We start from the raw sequence: 18,626 nt of genomic DNA, 5'->3' as shown, positions 1-18,626 counted from the left end.
TGCTTGCCGTCGCGCTCGTACTCGCGGCGCCAGGCTATGTAGGACGCATGGTCGATCGCGCGTTCGCCTATGCGATCAGTGCGATGCAGCCGAAAAGCGCCCAGCGTGCGCAACCCTCGCTGCCCGATTATCGCGTACGCGTCGAAGCGCGATCGCTCGACGGCCTCGCCGGCCAGCTCTCCGGGCTCGCCTCGGACGCCGGTCATGGCCGGCTCTGGGCCGTCGCCGATGCGCCCGCGGAATTGCTGGCGCTGAACACCGACGGCCAAGTGCTCTCGCGCCATCCGCTCGACGGTTTCGACGGCGTCTCCGGCATCGCCTCGCTCGGCGACGATCGCCTGTTGCTCGTCGAAAAGGGCCGCCACACCCTGGTGGTGATGCCCGCGCCGCAGGCCCCGGACGAAATCCTCCGCCGCCACGGCCGGCAGGCGCTGCGACTCGAACTTCCGAACAGCGACCAGGCCGTCGAAGGCATCGGTTACGACCGCGCCGGCGACCGCCTGTTCGTCGTGCAGGGCCATGCGCCGAGCCATCTTTACGAAGTCCGCGGCCTGCGTGCCGGTCTCGAAGGCCGTGCCGAGGTGCAGCTCATCGACCGCGCCGCGTGGATCGGCGACAAGTTCGTCGCGCGCGACTTCGCGGCCGTGAAGTACGACGCCCGCACCGGCCACGTCCTGCTGCTCAGCAACGCGTCACGCCTGATCCTCGAACTCGACGACCAGGGGCGCTTCGTCGCCTATCAACCGCTCGCCGCCGGCTTCGCCGGGCTGCACGAGACCATTCCTCAAGCCGTTGCAATGAGCATGGACGACGAGCGCAATCTCTACGTCGCGAGCACCGCCAACCGCTTCTACGCCTTCGAGCCCGACTGAGCCCGGCGCGGGCGGTGGCGCAGCGCCCGCAAGCCCAGTAGCATGCACCGGAACACATCGGGAATGGGCATGGTCCGCGAAATCGAACTGAACCTCGTCAAGTACGCCGCCGACGTCGATGACGTCTGGGCCGACATCCTGCGCGTGAACTACCCGCGCCTGCACCTCACCAAACGACCCAGCTCGCCATGGAAGGTGCACGAAGTCGTCGCCACGCGGGCGCGCATCCTCGACTCGGGCGAACTCGAACTCTTCGCCGATACCGACTCCGGCGAACCGGTGACGCTGCGCGTCCCGGCGCGCGAATGGGGCTGGCGGGGACGCTGAAGCCGCCCCAAGTCAGCAGCGGGAAAGCCTTGATTTCCATAAAGCATACGCAAAGTGCACATTCAGACGAACTGGCGCGATTCCAGCTGATAACATTGCGTTCTGGATGCATCTTCACGCCCGAAACAGTCATCACTCTTGAATCATTTCTCCGTCGGGGATATCAATGGCTACATTTGTTGACCTGAATACCACTGCAGCCACGCTCAACCCGGGCTTCAGCTTTTCCGCCTACACGGCACAGATGGAAGCCGCCGGCAGTTCGCTGGTCGATGCCGTCGACACGATCGCCTACTACTCGCCGATGTCGTACGACGTCGGCGCAACATCGGCCCACGCAGAATGGTTCGACGGAACGACTCTTGACGCCACCGTTTCGTCCCTGAGCAGCACCTCGGCCACCCTGAGCGAACTGTCGCTGGAGTCCGGCGACGGCGCATGGATCGACGTAAAAGGAAGCGTCAAGGTCACGGCCGACCTCGACGTCTCGAACATGACGCTGCGCGAAGCCGATTACGGCAACGACCAGGCGGCCCAGGTCCTGTTCGGCTCGGCAACCATCAACGTGAGCACCGGTGCCCTGGGCGGCAAGCTCACCTCGCTGGTCCTCGCCTGGCATAACGACAATCCGGGCACCGCCGGTGACGAATGGCTGTACGTCAAGCTCAACGGCAGCGTCGCCGTGACCGGAAGCATCGACGACGGCCTCACCGGCCTCACCGGGAAGGTCACCTCCTTCGAATGGGGCACGCTCACCGCGACTCAAAGCGGCATCCAGAGCTACAGCCCGACGCACGTGATCAGCGGCGTCAAGATCGATGCCTCGCAAATCGTCGACAACCTCGATACTTCGGGATTCGACTCGCTGATGGCCGGCCTCTACGCCGGCAGCGACAAGATCGACGGCACGGCCGGCAACGACTTCCTCGACGCCTCGACCGGCAACGACAAGGTCTGGGGCGAAGAAGGCAACGACACCCTCATCGGCGGCCTCGGCAACGACCAGCTCTTCGGCGGCGCCGGCGACGATACGATCAGCGGCGGCGCCGGCAATGACAAGATCATCGACGACAGCGGCAACAACCGCATCGACGACACCGAAGGCAACGCCAACATCGTCAGCGGCGCGGGCGACGACTTCATCACCACCGGCGCGGGCAACGACAAGGTGGTCGCGGGCGACGGCATCAACGACATCGACACCGGCCTCGGCAACGACAGCATCGTCACGGGCGGCGGCGACGACTTCATCTGGGCCGGGGCGGGCAACGACAAGATCGTCGCCGGCGCGGGCAACGACTGGATCGTCTCGGGCGACGGTGCGGACAAGATCGTCGGCGGACTGGGTATCGACACCTTCGTGTTCGACAACGTCTCGGCCGGCGGCATGGACAACATCGCCGACTTCAACGCCGCCGAAGACCTCCTCGCCTTCGACACCGACGTCTTCACCTCGCTCGCCGGGGGCGTCGCTGCCGACGAAGTGGTCTTCGGCAAGACCGCGCTGGATGCGAACGACTTCCTGATCCTCGACGGCAGCAAGCTCTTCTACGACGCCGACGGCAACGGCGCGGGCGCCGCCGTACAGATCGCGAACCTGAAGGGCGTGCTCACCGGCATCGGCGCCGCGAACTTCGCGGATGTGGATTCGCTGCTCGTCTGACCTCGGTCACGCGTCAACAAAAAGGCTGCCCGCGGGCAGCCTTTTCTATTTGCACGTCGTGATGAAGAAACGTCCGGTAGAGGACTCGCCGTACGTTGACTTTCATCAATCATAGGCGAAGTAAACATTAGGAAAGGCTAACGCTACTCCTCCGCTTACTATTCTTCAAGCAGACAGATTCGTTCTTTGATGATTCTTGAGGAGCGCGTCATGACCACCTTCACCAACCTGAATACCACGGCGGCCATCCTCGACCCGGGCTTCAGCTACGCAGCCTACACGGCACAGATCGACGCCGCGGAGACCTCCGTCTCGCATGCCGCCGATACCATCTCGTCCGTTCCGCCGATTTCCGAGACTGGCGACAGCACATCGGTGCACGCCCTGTGGAGCGACGGCACGGCACTGGATGCGACCGTCAGTTCGGTCCGCAGCAATTCGGCAACCCTGAGCGAAATCGAGCTGACGGCCGCCGACGGGGCATCGCTCGATGCGCACGGTAGCCTGAAGATGTCGATGACGTCCGCCGGCGATGTCCAACTGTCCGATCTGTCGTTGCGGGAAATCGAGCTCGGCAACGACCAGGCGGCGCAGGTCCTGTTCGGCTCGGGCAAGGTCAACATCAACACCGGCGCATTGAACGGCAAGCTCACGTCACTCGTCCTCGCGTGGCACGACGACAATCCGGCGACGCCGGGCGACGAGTGGTTGTACGTCAAGCTCAACGGCAAGGTCGGCGTCAGCGGTGACCTCACCGGCGGCCTCGGCACGCTGAACGGCAAAGTGACCTCGTTCGAATGGGGCACGCTCCTCGCGAACGATCACGGGATCCAGAGCTACAGCCCGCAAGGCAGTATCAGCGGCGTCAAGATCGACGCCTCTCACGTCATCGACAACCTCGAGACCGCGGGCTTCGACTCGCTGATGGCCGGCCTCTATGCCGGCAGCGACAAGATCGACGGCACGGCCGGCAACGACTTCCTCGACGCCTCGACCGGCAACGACAAGGTCTGGGGCGAAGAAGGCAACGACACCCTCATCGGCGGCCTCGGCAACGACCAGCTCTTCGGCGGCGCCGGCGACGATACGATCAGCGGCGGCGCCGGCAATGACAAGATCATCGACGACAGCGGCAACAACCGCATCGACGACACCGAAGGCAACGCCAACATCGTCACCGGCGCGGGCGACGACACCATCACGACCGGTGCAGGCAATGACAAGATCGTCGCCGGCGACGGCAACAACGACATCGATGCCGACGGCGGCAACAACAAGGTCACGACCGGGTCCGGTAACGACGACATCACGACCGGCGCGGGCAACGACAAGATCGTAGCGGGCGATGGCAGCAACGAGGTCGAGTCCGGTCTTGGCAACGACAACATCGTCACCGGCAGCGGCAACGACTCCATCCAGGCCGGAGCGGGCAACGACAAGATCGTCGCCGGGGCGGGCAATGACTGGATCGTCGCGGGCGACGGCGCCGACAAGATCGTCGGCGGACTGGACCACGACACCTTCGTCTTCGACAACATCGCCGCGGGCGGCAGAGACAACATTGCCGATTTCAACGCCGCTGAAGATGTGCTCGCCTTCGACGCCGACGTCTACACCTCGCTCGCCGGCGGCATCAGCGCGGATGAAGTGGTCTTCGGCAAAGCCGCGCTGGACGCCAACGACTTCCTGATCCTCGACGGCAGCAAGCTCTTCTACGACGCCGACGGCAGCGGCGCCGGCGCGGCCGTGCAGATCGCGAACCTCAAGGGCGTGCTGACCGGCATCAGCGCCGCCAACTTCGCGGACGTGGATTCACTGCTCGTCTGACCCGAATCACACACCATCATCGAGGGCAGCTCGCGGGTTGCCCTCTCTGTTGCGCCGCCGGTCAGGCTGGTGGCGCCGATCGCCCCCTTTCGCACCGGCCTCCTGCGCCGCGAGCATCTCGCGGAACAGCGCCGACGACTGCGCAAGCTCCCACGCGCTGCCGGCGCCGACGATGCACCCGGCCTGCATCAGGATCACGCTGTCGAAGCGGTCGAGCAGATGCAGGCGATGCACCGACGACACCAGCGTCGCGCCGACGAAATGCTCGAATAGCCCACCATAGACGCGCGCCTCGGTCTCCGGGTCCAGCGCACTGGTCGGCTCGTCGAGCAACACCAGCGAGCAAGCTTCCGCGGCCAGCACACCGCGCGCGAGCGCGAGCCGCTGGCGCTGCCCGCCGGACCAGTTCGCGCCGCCCTCGACCACGCGCGTCGCGAGCCCGCTGCGCAGGTCCTCGACCAACTCGCCAGCGCAGGCCGCCTCCAGCGCGGCCGCGATGTGCTCCGCCGACAGATCCGCGCCGAGCAGCAGGTTCTCGGCGAGCGTGCCGTCGAACATCTCGGCCTGCTGCGGGATCAGCGTCGCGATGCCGCGCAGCATCGCCGCCGGCTCCGGTTCGGCTCGGCCGTCGAAACTCACGGCGCCGGCCTGCGGACAATCGAGCCCGGCGAGAAGACGCAACAGCGTGCTCTTCCCCGCACCGCTCGGCCCGACCAGCGCATAGTGGCGACCGCGTTCGAGCTCCAGCCGCTCGATGTCGATCACTGCACCGGCCCGCGGCCCCGCCTCGTGCGCCGCGGCGTGCGAAAAGCGCAGATCCGTGAGTGCCAGCCGCTGCCACGGATCGCCGTCGGCCAGATGCAGCATCGGCTCGGCAGCGACCGGCGCGGAGAACATCGGCTCGCCGGCCGCATAGTCCGCCCGCTGGCGCGCGAGCGACTGGAAGTGCGACGCGATCGCGGTGATCACGCCGCCCGCCTGCTGCGCGTACTCATAGACCATGAACACCTTGCCCAGCGCAATCCCGGTGACGACTCCGGCCGCCGCCGCGCCGCCGACCGCGCCGGACGCCTGCATCGCATAGACGGTCACGAGCACGCACCACAGCAGGCTCGCGAGCAGATCGACGGAGCACCACTTGGCCTCGTTGAGCACGATGCTGCGCTTCAAGGGCCCGGCCATCTGCGCGAGGCGCGCGGCGATCAGTCGCGCAACGCCCTCTCCACGGCGCAGCGCGAGCACCGACAACACGTTGCCGAGCACATCGACCAGGGTCGCCGTATAGGCTCGCTCGGCGCGGTTGGTGTCGACGGCGATACGCATCATCACGTGGTCGAAGCGCGTGATCAGGAAGGCGATCAGGCCGTACCCGACCACCGCGACGCTGCCGACGAGTGGTGAAATGAGCCACAGCGCGACCACCGGGCCGATCAACTGCACCGTGTTCTGCAGGTAGATGAACTGGTTCTGCGCGAAGTCGTACAGCGCGCCGGTGCTCTGCTGCACGCGATGCGTGATCTCGCCCGAATGGTGACGCTCGTGCCACGCGAGCGGCGCTTGCAGCAGCCGCCGCACGAGCAATTCCGACAACTGCTCGCGCACCCGCATCGCGACGTTGCGCTCGAGGATGCGCCCGGGGCCGTGCAGCAGCCAGGTCGCGACGATCGACGCGAACAGCAGCATCAGCCAGCGCCCGGCCTCCGGGAGCGCGCCGAGCCCGCCGGCCTGGATCGCGTTGATCGCGCTGCCGGCAAGCCAGGGCACGGCGAGCTTGAACAACTGCGACGCGAGCAGCAGCGCGAATGACCCGAAGATCAGCGGCCGCGCGCCCTCGGCATGGAGCCACAGCGCGCGATACAGCGCCGCCAGGCTCACCGGCTGCTCGGACGGTTCCGGGGGAGCCGGTGGCGTTGCTTCGGACGAAGCGTCCATCACCACGCCCCGCGGCGCAGGGTTCAGTTCTTGCGCAGCGGCTTCGGCCATGCGGAATCCTTGTTACGGGCGACGATGTGTAGCAGGAAGTGTAACGGGAGATGCACGTTCCCGTCCCGCCGCCGCGCGGACCATCGCTGCCGTGCGGCGCGCTTGCGCGGACAACATCACGCGATTTCCCACGATCACCGCAACCGACACGATCGCGACGATCACCGTCGCGAGCGCATTGATCTCCGGTTTCAGCCCGTGGTGCAGGCGCGCGAAGATCAGCACCGGCAGGGTCGTGCTGCCGGGGTTGGACAGCATGGCCGCCAACACGAAATCGTCCATCGACAGCGTGAAGGCGAGCAGCCAGCCCGACACCAGCGCCGGCGCGATCACCGGCACCGTGATCACGAAGAACACCTTGAATGGCGGACAGCCGAGGTCGAGCGCCGCCTCCTCGAGCGAGCGATCCATCTCGCGCAAGCGCGACTGCACCAGCACCGCGACGTAGGCCACGCACAGCGTCGTGTGCGCCGCCCAGATCGCTCCGACGCCGCGCCCGCCGAGGAAGGACCAGCCCGGATGCGTGAAGAGGAGCACCAAGGACAGCCCGACCACGACCTCCGGCATCACCATCGGCGCCGTGATCACACCGGGGAGGACGCGACTGCCGAAATAGGGGCCGAAGCGCGTCAGCACGACCGCCGCCGCCGTCCCCACGACTACCGCGGCCGAGGCGGCCAGCGCGGCCACGCGCAGCGACAGCAACACCGCCGTCTGCAACTCGTCGTCGGCGGCGAGCTCCGCGTACCAGCGCAGCGACAGCCCATCGAGCTGGGTCGTGATTTCGCCGCCGGTGAAGGAGAACACGACGAGGCACAGGATCGGCACGTAGAGGAAGGCGAACACCGTCAGCAGCCAGCCCTTCGCCCCCCAACGCCGCGAAGCGCCGCTCACGACCCGTTCTCCCGGCCATGGCGGTAGAACAGCATGATCGGCGCGATCAGCAGCAGGACCATGATGACCGCGACCGCCGCCGCCATCGGCCAGTCCTGGTTCGGACCGAAGTCGTCCCAGATCTTGCGCCCGATCATCAGCACGTCGCCGCCGCCGAGCAGGTCGGGGATCACGAACTCGCCCACCGCGGGGATGAACACCAGCATCGCGCCGGCGATGATGCCGCGCTGCGACAGCGGCAAGGTGATCGCCACGAAGGTCGTCCAGGGACGCGCGCCAAGATCGCCCGCCGCCTCCAGCAGGCGCACGTCGAGCTTCACGAGGTTCGCATAGAGCGGCAGCACCATGAAGGGCAGATAGCTGTAGATCATCCCGACCAGCACCGCCCCGCTGTTGTAAAGGAGCTGCAGCGGTGCATCGATCAGCCCCAGCGCGAGCAGCGCGTGGTTGATCAGCCCGAGTTCGCTGCTGTCGAGCAGCACCATCCACGCATAGACGCGCAGCAGGAACGAGGTCCAGAACGGCAGCATCACGAGCATCAACAGCGTGTTGCGCGTCGGCTCGCGCGAGCGGGCGATGTGATAGGCGAAGGGGTAACCGATCAGCAGGCAGCACAGCGTCGTGAGGCCTGCGAGCAGCAGCGAGTTGCCGTAGGCCTGCAGGTACTGCCGTTCGCCGCCGTCCTCGCGAAGCGCGCGGAGCTCGTCGCCTAGGCGACCATAGCTCGCGAGGTCGGGGCGGAATTCCGGCAGCGCGCGGCCCGGCTCGGCATGCAGCGGCGACACGTAGGGCGGCACCGACAGTTCCGGCGTCGACAGGCTCACGTTCGCGATCAGCGCGAAAGGCAGCACGAAGAACACCAGCATCCACGCCCAAGGCACGCAGCCCACCCAGAATCGGCCGCGCAGCAGGAAGAAGCGGCGATTCATTGCAGCAGCACCACGCCCGCGGCGGCTGGCCATGCGAGCCACAAGGCATCGCCCCAGGTCGGCGCGGAGGCCTCACCCCACTGCAGCGAGGGCGCGCTCGCGAGCACGATCCGCCCGCCCGGCAGACGCAGGTGATACACCGAATAGCTGCCGAGGTAGGCGATGTCCGCGACCTCGCCCTGCGCGCGATTCCAGCCCGCACGTCCGTCCGGCCGCTCGCGGCTCAGCATCATGCGTTCTGGCCGCACCGAGAGCCAGGCCGTCTCGCCGACGGTGCCGTGTCCCGACGCGAGCGCGAGCGGCTCGGGGGAGTCATCGCACACGAACCCCGAATCGGTCACGCGGCCGTGAAAGAGGTTCGTGTCGCCGACGAATTCGGCGGTGAAACGGCAATTCGGGCGCTCGTAGATCTCGTCGGGCGTGCCGACCTGCAGCAGGCGCCCCTCGGACATCACGCCGATGCGCGTCGCCATCGTCATCGCCTCTTCCTGGTCGTGAGTGACCAGGATGCAGGTCACGCCGACCCGCTCGATCAGGCTCACGAGTTCGAGCTGCGTCTGCTGGCGGATCTTCTTGTCGAGCGCGGCGAGCGGTTCGTCCAGCAGCAGCAGTTTCGGCTGCTTCGCCAGGCTTCGCGCGAGTGCCACGCGCTGCTGCTGCCCGCCGGAGAGCTCGTGCGGCTTGCGCCGGGCGTAGCGCTGCATCTGCACGAGATCGAGCATCTCGGCGACGCGCGCGGCGACCTCGGCCCGCGACCAGCGCGGCCGCTCCTGGCGCAGGCCGAAGGCCACGTTGGCCTCCACGGTCATGTGGGGAAAGAGGGCGTATGACTGGAACATCATGTTCGTCGGCCGCTGATGCGCGGGCACCTCGGCCAGGTCCTGGCCATCGAGCACGATGCGGCCCGTCCCCGGGGTCTCGAGTCCCGCGAGCATGCGCAGCAAGGTCGTCTTGCCGCAGCCGGAACTGCCCAGCAGCGCAAAGATCTCGTGTTTGCGGATGTCGAGGGACACGTCATCGACCGCGAGCGTCTCGTCGAAACGCTTGCTTACGCGATCAATGCGCAGGTATGCCGAATCCCCGTCCCGATCTTCCGCCATCCGGATGCGCGCCCCGAGCGACCATGATGAGCTATTTTGACGTCTTGAAGCGGTTCAAGGCCAGCGTCATCTCGCGCTGCACTTCCTTCGTCAGCACCGGCTTGGGATGCAGGCGGGCCTTGACGTCGTCGGGCACGTTGATCGCCGGATTCCCGGTGATCTCCTTGGACATCAGCGGCAGCGCGGCGCGGTTGGCGCTGATATAGAAGGTCTCGTTGGAGATCTCCGCGATCACCTTCGGATCCATCATCGCGTTGATCCACGCATGGGCGTTATCGACGTGGGACGCGTCTTTCGGGATCGCCATCACATCGACCGACATCATCGCCCCCTGCTCGGGGATCAGGTAACGCACATTCGCCCCGGTATGCGACTCGGCCGCGCGCCGGGCCGCGATCAGCGCGTCGCCCGAGAACATCATCGCCACGCACACGCTGCCCTTCGCCATCAGATCGATCGGCGACGAGTTGAACACGCGGATGTCCTTTCGCACCGGCAGGATGCGCTCCACCGCCGCCCGGATATCAGCCGTATCCATGCGCTTCGTGTCCTTGCCGGCATAAAGCATCGCCGCCGGCACGACGTCGCTCGCCTCGTCCATCACGGAGATACCGCAGTCGCGCAGGCGCGACGTCACCTCGGGCTTGAACAGCAGGTCCCACGCGTTGTCCGGAAGCTTGCCGCCCAAGGCCTTGGTGACCTTGTCGACGTTGATCGCGACGCCGGTCGTGTACCACATGTAGGGCACGACGAAGCGGTTGCCGGGGTCGGCCGCCTCGACCGCCTTGAGCAGGATCGGATCGATGTTGTGCAGGTTCGGCAGCTTCGCCTTGTCCAGCGGCTGGAAGATGCCCGCCTGGATCTGCCGCCCCGCGTATTCGACGCTGGGATAGACAACATCGTAGCCGCTAGCCCCCGTCAGCAGCTTCGCCTGCAGCGTGGCGTTGCTGTCGTACAGGTCGTAGCGCACGCGGGTGCCGGTCGCCTTCTCGAAGCTCGCGATCGTGTCGTGGGCGATGTAGTCGTTCCAGTTGTAAACGTTGAGAGCGCCGCCTCCCCCCGCAGCCCCGACACTCAACGCGACGAAGCCGCACACGGCGGCCAGAAGCATTCGCACTCGCATGGACAGCCCTCGTACAAAGCGCATTACGGCTCTTTGCCAACGCGTCACCGGACACGTCACTGTTAGATTATAGTAGCGCCCCCGGTTCACGAAATGCACTCAGCATCAAACACATATCCCACCCTGTGACATTTCCGTCACACCTTACCGGATTCCACCCCCCACGTCGGGCCCTCCTTGTTGCCGAATCGTCGCGGGCCGACGGATAATGTTTAAGATAACTTAATAATTCAGCGAGTTGCAGCAAATTGAACGCCAACCCCGGGAATGTCGAACGCACAAACAAGTCCGTCGCAATTATCGGCTTTGCATTCCGATTCCCCGGCGATCTGCAGAGAGAAGACGAGTTCTGGACCGCCCTGATCGAGGGTAAGGACCTGGTCGGGCGCATCGGCCCGGAGCGCTGGGCCACCGATGCTCTCGAACATCCGAAACGCTCGGAAGGCGGCCGGAGCATCACCTTCTCCGCCGGTGTGCTGTCCCGGATCGATGAATTCGATGCCGGGTTCTTCGGCATTTCCCCGCGCGAAGCGGCGTGGCTCGACCCGCAGCAGCGGCTGCTGCTCGAGCTCGCCTGGGAGTCGATGGAAAACGCCGGCATTCCGCCGTCCCGTCTCGCGGGCACGGACTGCGCCGTCTACGTCGGGATTTCGGGGCTCGACTACGGCGTCGGCGCGCTGGACGACCTGCCCAGCCTGACCGCGCACACGATGACCGGCAACACGCTGAGCGTCGCCGCGAACCGGCTGTCCTACGTGTTCGACCTGCACGGCCCGTCGCTTGCCGTCGACACCGCGTGCTCGTCCTCGCTCGTCGCCCTGCATCACGCCTGCAATGCGCTGCATGCGGGCGAAGCCTCGACCGCGCTGGTCGGCGGCGTCAACTTGCTGCTTCACCCCTATCCTTTCGTCGGCTTCACCAAGGCTTCGATGCTATCCGCACGCGGCCGCTGCCACACCTTCGACGCCTCCGGCGACGGCTACGTCCGCGCGGAAGGCGGTGCGGTGGTCCTGCTCAAGCCGCTGGAACAGGCGATCGCGGACGGCGACACGATTCACGGGGTGATCTGCGCCACCGGCGTCAACGCCGACGGCAGCCGCAAAACCGGCCTGACGATTCCCAGCCGCGACGGCCAGATCGAACTCATGCGCGCGGTGCTCGCCCGCTCGGGGCTTGCCGCGCACGAGATCGACTACCTCGAGGCCCACGGTACCGGCACCGCGGTCGGCGACCCCATCGAGACGGCGGCGATCGGCGAGGTCTATGGCCGCAGCCGCCCTGCCAATGAGCCACTGCCGATCGGTTCGGTGAAGACCAACCTCGGGCACTTGGAACCGGCCTCCGGCATGGCCGGACTCGTCAAGGCGCTGATGGTTCTCAAGAACCGCCAGCTGCCGCCGTCGATCCACCTGACGACGCCGAATCCGAAGATCGATTTTTCCAGGCTCAACCTCGACGTCGTCACCGCTCCGCGCCCGTGCCGAAACGCAGACGAGGCACGGCCGCTCGTCGTCGGCGTCAACTCCTTCGGTTTCGGTGGCGCCAACGCGCACGTGCTCATGCAGGAATACCGCGGCGCCACGGTGCAGGCCGAATCGGCGCGCCCGGCGACGCCGCTCTCGCCGCCGCTCATCCTGTCGGCCCGCACTACCGGTGCCCTGCGAGAACTCGCGGGCCGCTACGCGGACGTCCTCGCCGCAGGCCCGACCGACGCGTACTACGACATCGCCCACACTGCGGCCTACCGCCGCGAGCGCCTCGACAAGCGCCTGGCGCTACCGGTGCAAGACCTCGCCGCAGCGCAAACCGCGCTGCGCGAATTCGCCGAAGGCAAGGCACCCGCCGGGTTGGTCCAGGAAGACGCGCTGCCGAACGAAGGCGGAATCGCCTTCGTCTACTCGGGCAACGGCTCGCAGTGGGCGGGCATGGGACAGAAGCTGCTCGCCGAATCGCCGCGCTTCCGTGAGTTGATCGCCGGGCTCGAAGCCCCGATCCGCGAACGGACGGGGTTTTCGCTGCTGGCCGAGCTCAGCGCCGACACCACCGCCTCGCGGCTGGACGACACCGCCGTCGCGCAGCCGCTCCTTTTCGCGATCCAGGTCGCCGTCACGACCATGCTGCGCGAGCAGGGCATCCGGCCGCTCGCCGTCACCGGCCACAGCGTCGGCGAAGTCGCTGCGGCGTGGGTGTGCGGCGCGCTCGACCTCGACCAGGCCATCCGCGTGATTTGTGCCCGTAGCGCCGCGCAAGCCCTCACGCGGGGCACCGGCCGCATGGCTGCCGTGGCCCTGTCCGAAGCGGCGATGCGCGAGATGCTCGCCGAGCTCGGCGAACCGGATATCGAGATCGCCGGCATCAACAGCCCCGGCAACGTCACGCTGTCGGGTCCGCTCGCCAGTCTCGAGAACCTCGGCGCGGCGCTCGGCCGCCGCAACGTCTTCTTCCGCCTGCTCGACCTCGATTACGCCTTCCACAGCCGCTGCATGGACCCGATCGAGGAGATGCTCGTCGCGTCGCTCGACGGCCTTGCACCGAACGCCGCCGCCGACTGCGAGTACGTCTCCACCGTGACCGGCGCGATTCTCGACGGCACTTCCCTAGGCGCCCGCTACTGGTGGGACAACGTCCGCCAGCCGGTGCGCTTCGGCGAAGGCATCGGCGCGCTGATCGACCTCGGCTGCAACTACTTCGTCGAGATCGGGCCGCACGCGATCCTGCAACGCTACGTCACCGAATGCCTCGCCACGAAGGACGTGCAGGGACGCGTCCTGCCGTCACTGCGGCGCGACGACGACGCGCTGCAGCGGCTGGACGAACTCGCGCTCCGCCTGCACCTGACGGGGCGCACCGATCTGACCGCCCTCTTCCCTGCCGCCGGCCGCCACGTGCCGGCCCCGAACTACCCATGGCAGCGGGAACGCCACTGGCGCCCCGACACCCCCGAAGGCTACCGGCTGATCCATCGCCACCGGACGCATCCGCTGCTCGGCTGGCGTCTGAAGGATGCCCCGGCGGCGTGGGAAAACGTGCTCGATCCCCGCACGCAATCCTGGCTCGCAGACCACAAGGTCGGCGGCGCCACCGTACTGCCCGGCGCGGCCTACGTCGAACTCGCCCTCGCCGCCGCCTCCGAGGTCTTCGCCGCCGCCCAGCTCGACCTCGAAGAGCTCGATATCCTCGCACCGATCGTGTTCGACGGCGATCACGGACGCAGCGTGCGCATCGAACTGAACCCGCGCGACGGCGGCTTCCAGATCCGAAGCCGCCAGCGGCTCAGCGACGACGAATGGACCTTGAACGCCGCCGGCCGCTTGCGCGAAGCAACGCCGGCCGGCGAGCTCGCGCCTTCCCCGGCCAACCGCTCGGCGGCGACCGACCATCTCGACGGCGCCACCCACTACCGGCTCGCCGGCCTGCTCGGACTCGACTACGGCGGAGAATTCCGCACGCTGGCCCACGCCGACGTCCATGGCGACATCCTCGAAGGGACCCTCCAGCCGGCCACCACCGACGACAGCCAGGGCGAATTCATCCTTCACCCCGGCGCACTCGACGTCTGCTTCCAGTCGCTGCTCGGCTTCTTCCGCGCCGATATCGAAGCCGGCCGCGGCCTGCCGCTCCTTCCGGTCCGGGTCGGTCGCCTGCGTCATTTCCGACGCGCCGCCGTCGCCAGTTTCCGCGTACGCCTGCTGCGCCGCAGCCCGCGTTCGGTCCTCGCGGCCTTCGACCTCTTCGCCCGCGATGGCGGTTTGGTCGCAACGCTGGAGGGCTGCCGCTTCCGCGCCGCGTCGGTACGGCAGCACCACGAAGCCGAGCCGGCGCGCTGGGAGATCGTCCCGCACCTCCTCGCCACGCCCGGTCCGACTGCCGCCGCACCGCTGCCCGGCACGCAGGATGTCGCGCGGCAATTGCGCGCCTGGTTCACCGCGCAGGAGGCACAGCTCGACCGGCAATCGTATTTCCGCGAGCTGCAGCCACTGTGCGACGCGATGGTCATCGCCTTCGCCTACGAAGCCTTCCGCGATCTGCTCGCGAACCGTGCGGAATGGCTGCAGGAGGCCCTGACCAACGCCGACACCGTGGCACCGGCGGGCCGCGCCTACTTCACCTGGCTCAAGTCCAACCTGCAGCTCGAAGGCCTGCTGGTCGAAGACGGCGGCAGCTGGCGGCTCGCAGACAGCGACCTGCCGCCGCCCGCCGACATCTGGCGCACCCTGTTGCGGGACTACCCGACCAGCCTGCCCGAGCTCGTCCTCATCGGCCGAATCGGCCCGCAGCTCGCGGCGATCCTGACTGGAGAGGTCGATGCGACCGCGCTGCTGCAGGATCTCCGCAACAGTCATCAAGCTGAAACGCTGTACGAAGACAATCCCGCCTACCTCGGCAGCCGGCTTGCGGTGCGGCACGTCGTCGAACAGGCGGCGGCCGGCTGGCCCGCCACGAGACGGCTGCGCATCCTCGAAATCGCCGCCGAGACCAGCGACCTGCCTCTGCAGCTCGCCAATGCGTTCCCGAGCGACCGTGTCGATTACGTGCTTGCCCATCATGACCCGCGCGTCTGCGATCACCTGCGCGCCGAATACCGCGATCACGTGTTCGTGAACGTCGCCGAGCTCGATCCGGCGGAGACGGCCTTCGTCGACCAGAAGGGCCTTCCCGCGCAGTTCGACATCGTCATCCGGCGTCACAGCCTGCATCGCGCGGCCAATCCCCAAGCCGCGCTCGCCTGGACCCAGCGTCTGCTGAGCCCCAGCGGCCTGCTGCTCGTCGCCGAGCGTCACAGCGACCTCTCCGCCGTCTTCTGGAACGGCATCGACACTGCGTTCTGGCACAAAGGCGCCAACGACGCCCAGCCCTTCCCGCAACTGCTGCCCGCGGAGACTTGGGCCGGCGCCCTGTCCGCGCAAGGCTTCACCGACATCGAAAGCTTCGTGGAGCCGGCGGCCGAAGGCCTCGCGAGCGGAGCCTACCTGGTCCTCGCAAAACGCGAAGACACGGCGCCCGCCGAAGCAGCCGTAGCGTCGGCCAACTGGCTGCTGCTCGCCGGCTCTACTGCACAATCCCAGGCCCTCGCCGAGAGCCTCTCGGCGCGTCTGAATGCCAGCGGGCAGCGCGTCGCCGTGATGTCTGCAAACGCCGCCGGCGACAACGCCCCCCCGGGATCGCGCACCGCCGCCGAAGATCTGCTGCGCCAGGCCGGCCACCAGCTCGGCGACATCCACCACGTCGTCGACCTCGCCGGCCTCGCAACGACTGATGCTGCGGCGTCGATCGACACCCTCCTCGAACGCACCCATTGCGCGGAGCTCCTCAACCTGCTGCTCGCGGTCGAAAGCGCCGGCATCGGCCAGCCGCGACTGTGGGTCCTCACGTCGGGCGGCATTCCGGTGGACGACATCAACGAGGCCCCCGGACTCGATCCCGCGCAATCCGCGATGTGGGGCCTTGGCCGCGTGATCATGAACGAGCACCCCGCGCTCAATTGCACGCTGATCGACGTCTCCCGGGACCTTCAGGGGACCGCGGGCGCCGAGGCCCTCGTCAACGAACTGCTGCATCCCGACGGCGAGCGCGAAATCGCGCTCACGCCGCGCGGCCGCTTCGGCCTGCGCATGCAGCGCGCCGCTGCGCCTGAGGCCGCACGGGAAGCGCCGGGAGAATCGCGCTTCCGCCTGGATTTCCACGTACCGGGACAACTGCGCAACCTCGTCTGGCTACCCAATCCGGAACGCCCCCTGGGTGAAGGCGAAATCGAAGTCCGTCCACTCGCGACCGGCCTCAACTTCCGCGACGTCATGTACCTGATGGGCCTGCTTCCGGACGAAGCCGTCGAGAACGGTTTTGCCGGCGCGAGCCTCGGCCTGGAGTTCTCCGGCGTCATCACGCGCATCGGCAAGGGCGTCAGCGGTCTCGCCGTCGGCGACGCCGTGCTCGGCTCCGGCCCGGCCTGCTTCGCTAGCCACGTCGTCACCAAAGCGAGCGCGGTCACGCGCAAGCCGGAAGAGTGGTCGCACGAAGCCGCCGCCACGGTCCCGACCGTCTTCCTGACCGTGTACTACGCGCTCAAGCAGCTCGCGAGCCTCGAACCCGGCGAGCGCGTGCTGATCCACGGCGCCGCCGGCGGCGTCGGCATCGCCGCCGTGCAGCTCGCCCGCCACCTCGGCGCCGAAGTCTTCGCGACCGCCGGCAGCAACGAGAAGCGCGAATTCGTGCGCCTGCTCGGCGCCGACCACGTCTTCGATTCGCGCAGCCTCGCCTTCGCCGATCAGATCCTCGAACAGACCAACGGCGAAGGCGTCGACGTCGTCCTCAACTCGCTCGCCGGCGAAGCGATCCGCCGCAACCTGCAGGTCCTCAAGCCCTTCGGCCGCTTCCTCGAAATCGGCAAGCGCGATTTCTTCGAAAACACCCCGATCGGCCTGCGTCCGTTCAAGGACAACATCAGCTATTTCGGCATCGATGCCGACCAGCTGCAGACCGGCCGCCCCGAGCTTGCCCGGCGCCTCTTCGCCGAAGTGATGGAACTCTTCCGCGAGGGCGCGCTGTCGCCGCTGCCCTTCCGCGCCTTCCCGGCCGAACGCGTCGTCGACGCCTTCCGCTACATGCAGCAGGCGCGGCAGATCGGCAAGGTTGTCGTGACGTTCGAAGATGCCCGCATCGAAGTCGAAGCACCGCCCGTCGCCCGGCCGCACCTGGCCTTCGCGAAGAACTCCACCTACCTCGTCACCGGCGGCCTCACCGGCTTTGGTCTCGAAACCGCGCGCTGGCTCGCCGAACGCGGCGCCGGCAGCATCGTCCTGCTCGGCCGGCGCGGCGCCGACACGCCGGGCGCCGGGGAAATCGCCGCCGAATTCGAGCGGCACGGCACGCGCGTCACGATCCTCGCGTGCGACGTTGCCAGCCGCAGCTCCGTCCAGGCCGTGCTCGCCCCCATCCGCGCCGAACTGCCGCCGCTGCGCGGCGTCCTGCATGCCGCCATGGTCATCGACGACGCCTTGCTGGCGAACCTCGACGCCGAGCGCATGCGCACGGTCCTCGCGCCCAAGGTGCTCGGCGCATGGAACCTGCACGAGCTCACGCTCGACACGCCGCTCGACCACTTCATCCTCTACTCGTCGGTGACGACCTTCATCGGCAATCCCGGCCAAGGCAACTACGTCGCCGCCAACACCTACCTCGAAGGGCTCGCGACGCTGCGCCGCGCGATGGGCCTGCCCGCCACCTGCGTCGGCTGGGGTCCGATCGCCGACGCGGGCTACCTCACGCGCAACGAAGCCGTGAAAGAAAGCCTCACCAACCGGCTCGGCGCCGAAGCGCTCACCACCGCCAAGGCACTGGCGATGCTCGAACAGGCGCTGCAGACCGACGCGGCGACGATCGCCGTTACGGACTTCGACTGGAGCATGCTCGCCCGCCTGCTCCCCTCCGCCCAGACCCCCCGCTTCGCGCCGCTACAGCGCGAGTTCGCCGGCGAGCAGAACCTCGGGGCGGACGGCGGCGACTTCCAGGCGCTGATCGCCGGGAAATCCGGCGATGAAATCCTCGAGATCGTGCGCGGACTCGTCCTGCAGGAAGTCGCGCAGATCCTGTCGATCAACCCCGAACGCATCGACGCGGCACAGTCCTTGCGAGATCTCGGCATGGATTCGCTGATGGCCGTCGAGCTGGCCCTCGGACTGGAAAGACGCTTCGGCGTCCAGCTCCCCGCGATGCTGCTCAACGAAGGCCCCACGATCGATCGCGTCGCCTCACGCATCGTCGAACGGGTTCTCGGAAGCGGCGCGGATGCACCAGAAAGGGGCGATGCGCTCACCGATCTGGTGACCGGCATGGCGGCGCAGCACGGCGACTCCTTCTCCGCAGAACAGGTCGCGCAGACCATTGCCGACGTCAGAAAGGAGCTTTGAT

10 protein-coding genes are annotated in these 18,626 nt (G+C 67.4%); 5 read left to right on the top strand and 5 right to left on the bottom strand.

From position 1 onward, the window contains the following. Positions 1-47 precede the first annotated feature (47 nt). The 4 genes from AZKH_RS01320 (at position 48) to AZKH_RS01305 (ending at position 4,689) form a co-directional block, all read left to right on the top strand. On the top strand, positions 48-872 hold the full coding sequence (locus AZKH_RS01320) for an SdiA-regulated domain-containing protein (RefSeq protein WP_231874444.1): 825 nt from the start codon (positions 48-50) through the stop codon (positions 870-872). Between the two features lie 69 nt (positions 873-941). Continuing rightward, complete coding sequence (locus tag AZKH_RS01315; RefSeq protein ID WP_156822022.1) at positions 942-1,199, top strand: hypothetical protein; 258 nt, start codon at positions 942-944, stop codon at positions 1,197-1,199. A 166-nt stretch (positions 1,200-1,365) separates the two neighbouring features. Further along, a complete protein-coding gene (locus AZKH_RS01310; protein WP_015433916.1) occupies positions 1,366-2,862 on the top strand; it encodes a calcium-binding protein in 1,497 nt (498 codons plus the stop codon). A 210-nt stretch (positions 2,863-3,072) separates the two neighbouring features. Next, complete coding sequence (locus tag AZKH_RS01305; protein ID WP_051071631.1) at positions 3,073-4,689, top strand: calcium-binding protein; 1,617 nt, start codon at positions 3,073-3,075, stop codon at positions 4,687-4,689. Positions 4,690-4,695: 6 nt separating this feature from the next. On the opposite strand, the gene AZKH_RS01300 is transcribed toward AZKH_RS01305, so the two are convergent. Genes AZKH_RS01300 through AZKH_RS01280 form a run of 5 tightly spaced genes read right to left on the bottom strand, consistent with a single transcriptional unit; the run spans position 4,696 to position 10,706 of the window. Next, on the bottom strand, positions 4,696-6,672 hold the full coding sequence (locus AZKH_RS01300; RefSeq protein ID WP_015433914.1) for an ABC transporter ATP-binding protein: 1,977 nt from the start codon (positions 6,670-6,672) through the stop codon (positions 4,696-4,698). A 12-nt stretch (positions 6,673-6,684) separates the two neighbouring features. After that, positions 6,685-7,566: an ABC transporter permease subunit gene (locus tag AZKH_RS01295; protein ID WP_015433913.1), complete on the bottom strand. Its 882-nt coding sequence runs from the start codon at positions 7,564-7,566 to the stop codon at positions 6,685-6,687. Next, entirely contained in the window at positions 7,563-8,495 is a 933-nt protein-coding gene (locus tag AZKH_RS01290) for an ABC transporter permease (protein ID WP_015433912.1), read from the bottom strand. The genes AZKH_RS01295 and AZKH_RS01290 overlap by 4 nt, the downstream gene beginning before the upstream one ends. After that, positions 8,492-9,595, bottom strand: coding sequence for an ABC transporter ATP-binding protein (locus AZKH_RS01285; RefSeq protein WP_015433911.1), 1,104 nt, complete (start codon positions 9,593-9,595; stop codon positions 8,492-8,494). The genes AZKH_RS01290 and AZKH_RS01285 overlap by 4 nt, the downstream gene beginning before the upstream one ends. A gap of 31 nt (positions 9,596-9,626) precedes the next feature. After that, complete coding sequence (locus AZKH_RS01280) at positions 9,627-10,706, bottom strand: polyamine ABC transporter substrate-binding protein (RefSeq protein ID WP_156822021.1); 1,080 nt, start codon at positions 10,704-10,706, stop codon at positions 9,627-9,629. Between the two features lie 260 nt (positions 10,707-10,966). Between AZKH_RS01280 and AZKH_RS01275 the strand changes: the two genes are divergently transcribed. Then, positions 10,967-18,625, top strand: coding sequence for a type I polyketide synthase (locus tag AZKH_RS01275; protein ID WP_015433909.1), 7,659 nt, complete (start codon positions 10,967-10,969; stop codon positions 18,623-18,625). Position 18,626: the final 1 nt, after the last annotated feature.

It is taken from the genome of Azoarcus sp. KH32C, from assembly GCF_000349945.1.
Lineage (GTDB): Bacteria > Pseudomonadota > Gammaproteobacteria > Burkholderiales > Rhodocyclaceae > Aromatoleum.
Note: the sequence above shows the minus strand (reverse complement) of the source record. Positions and strands in the feature narration are given on the sequence as shown.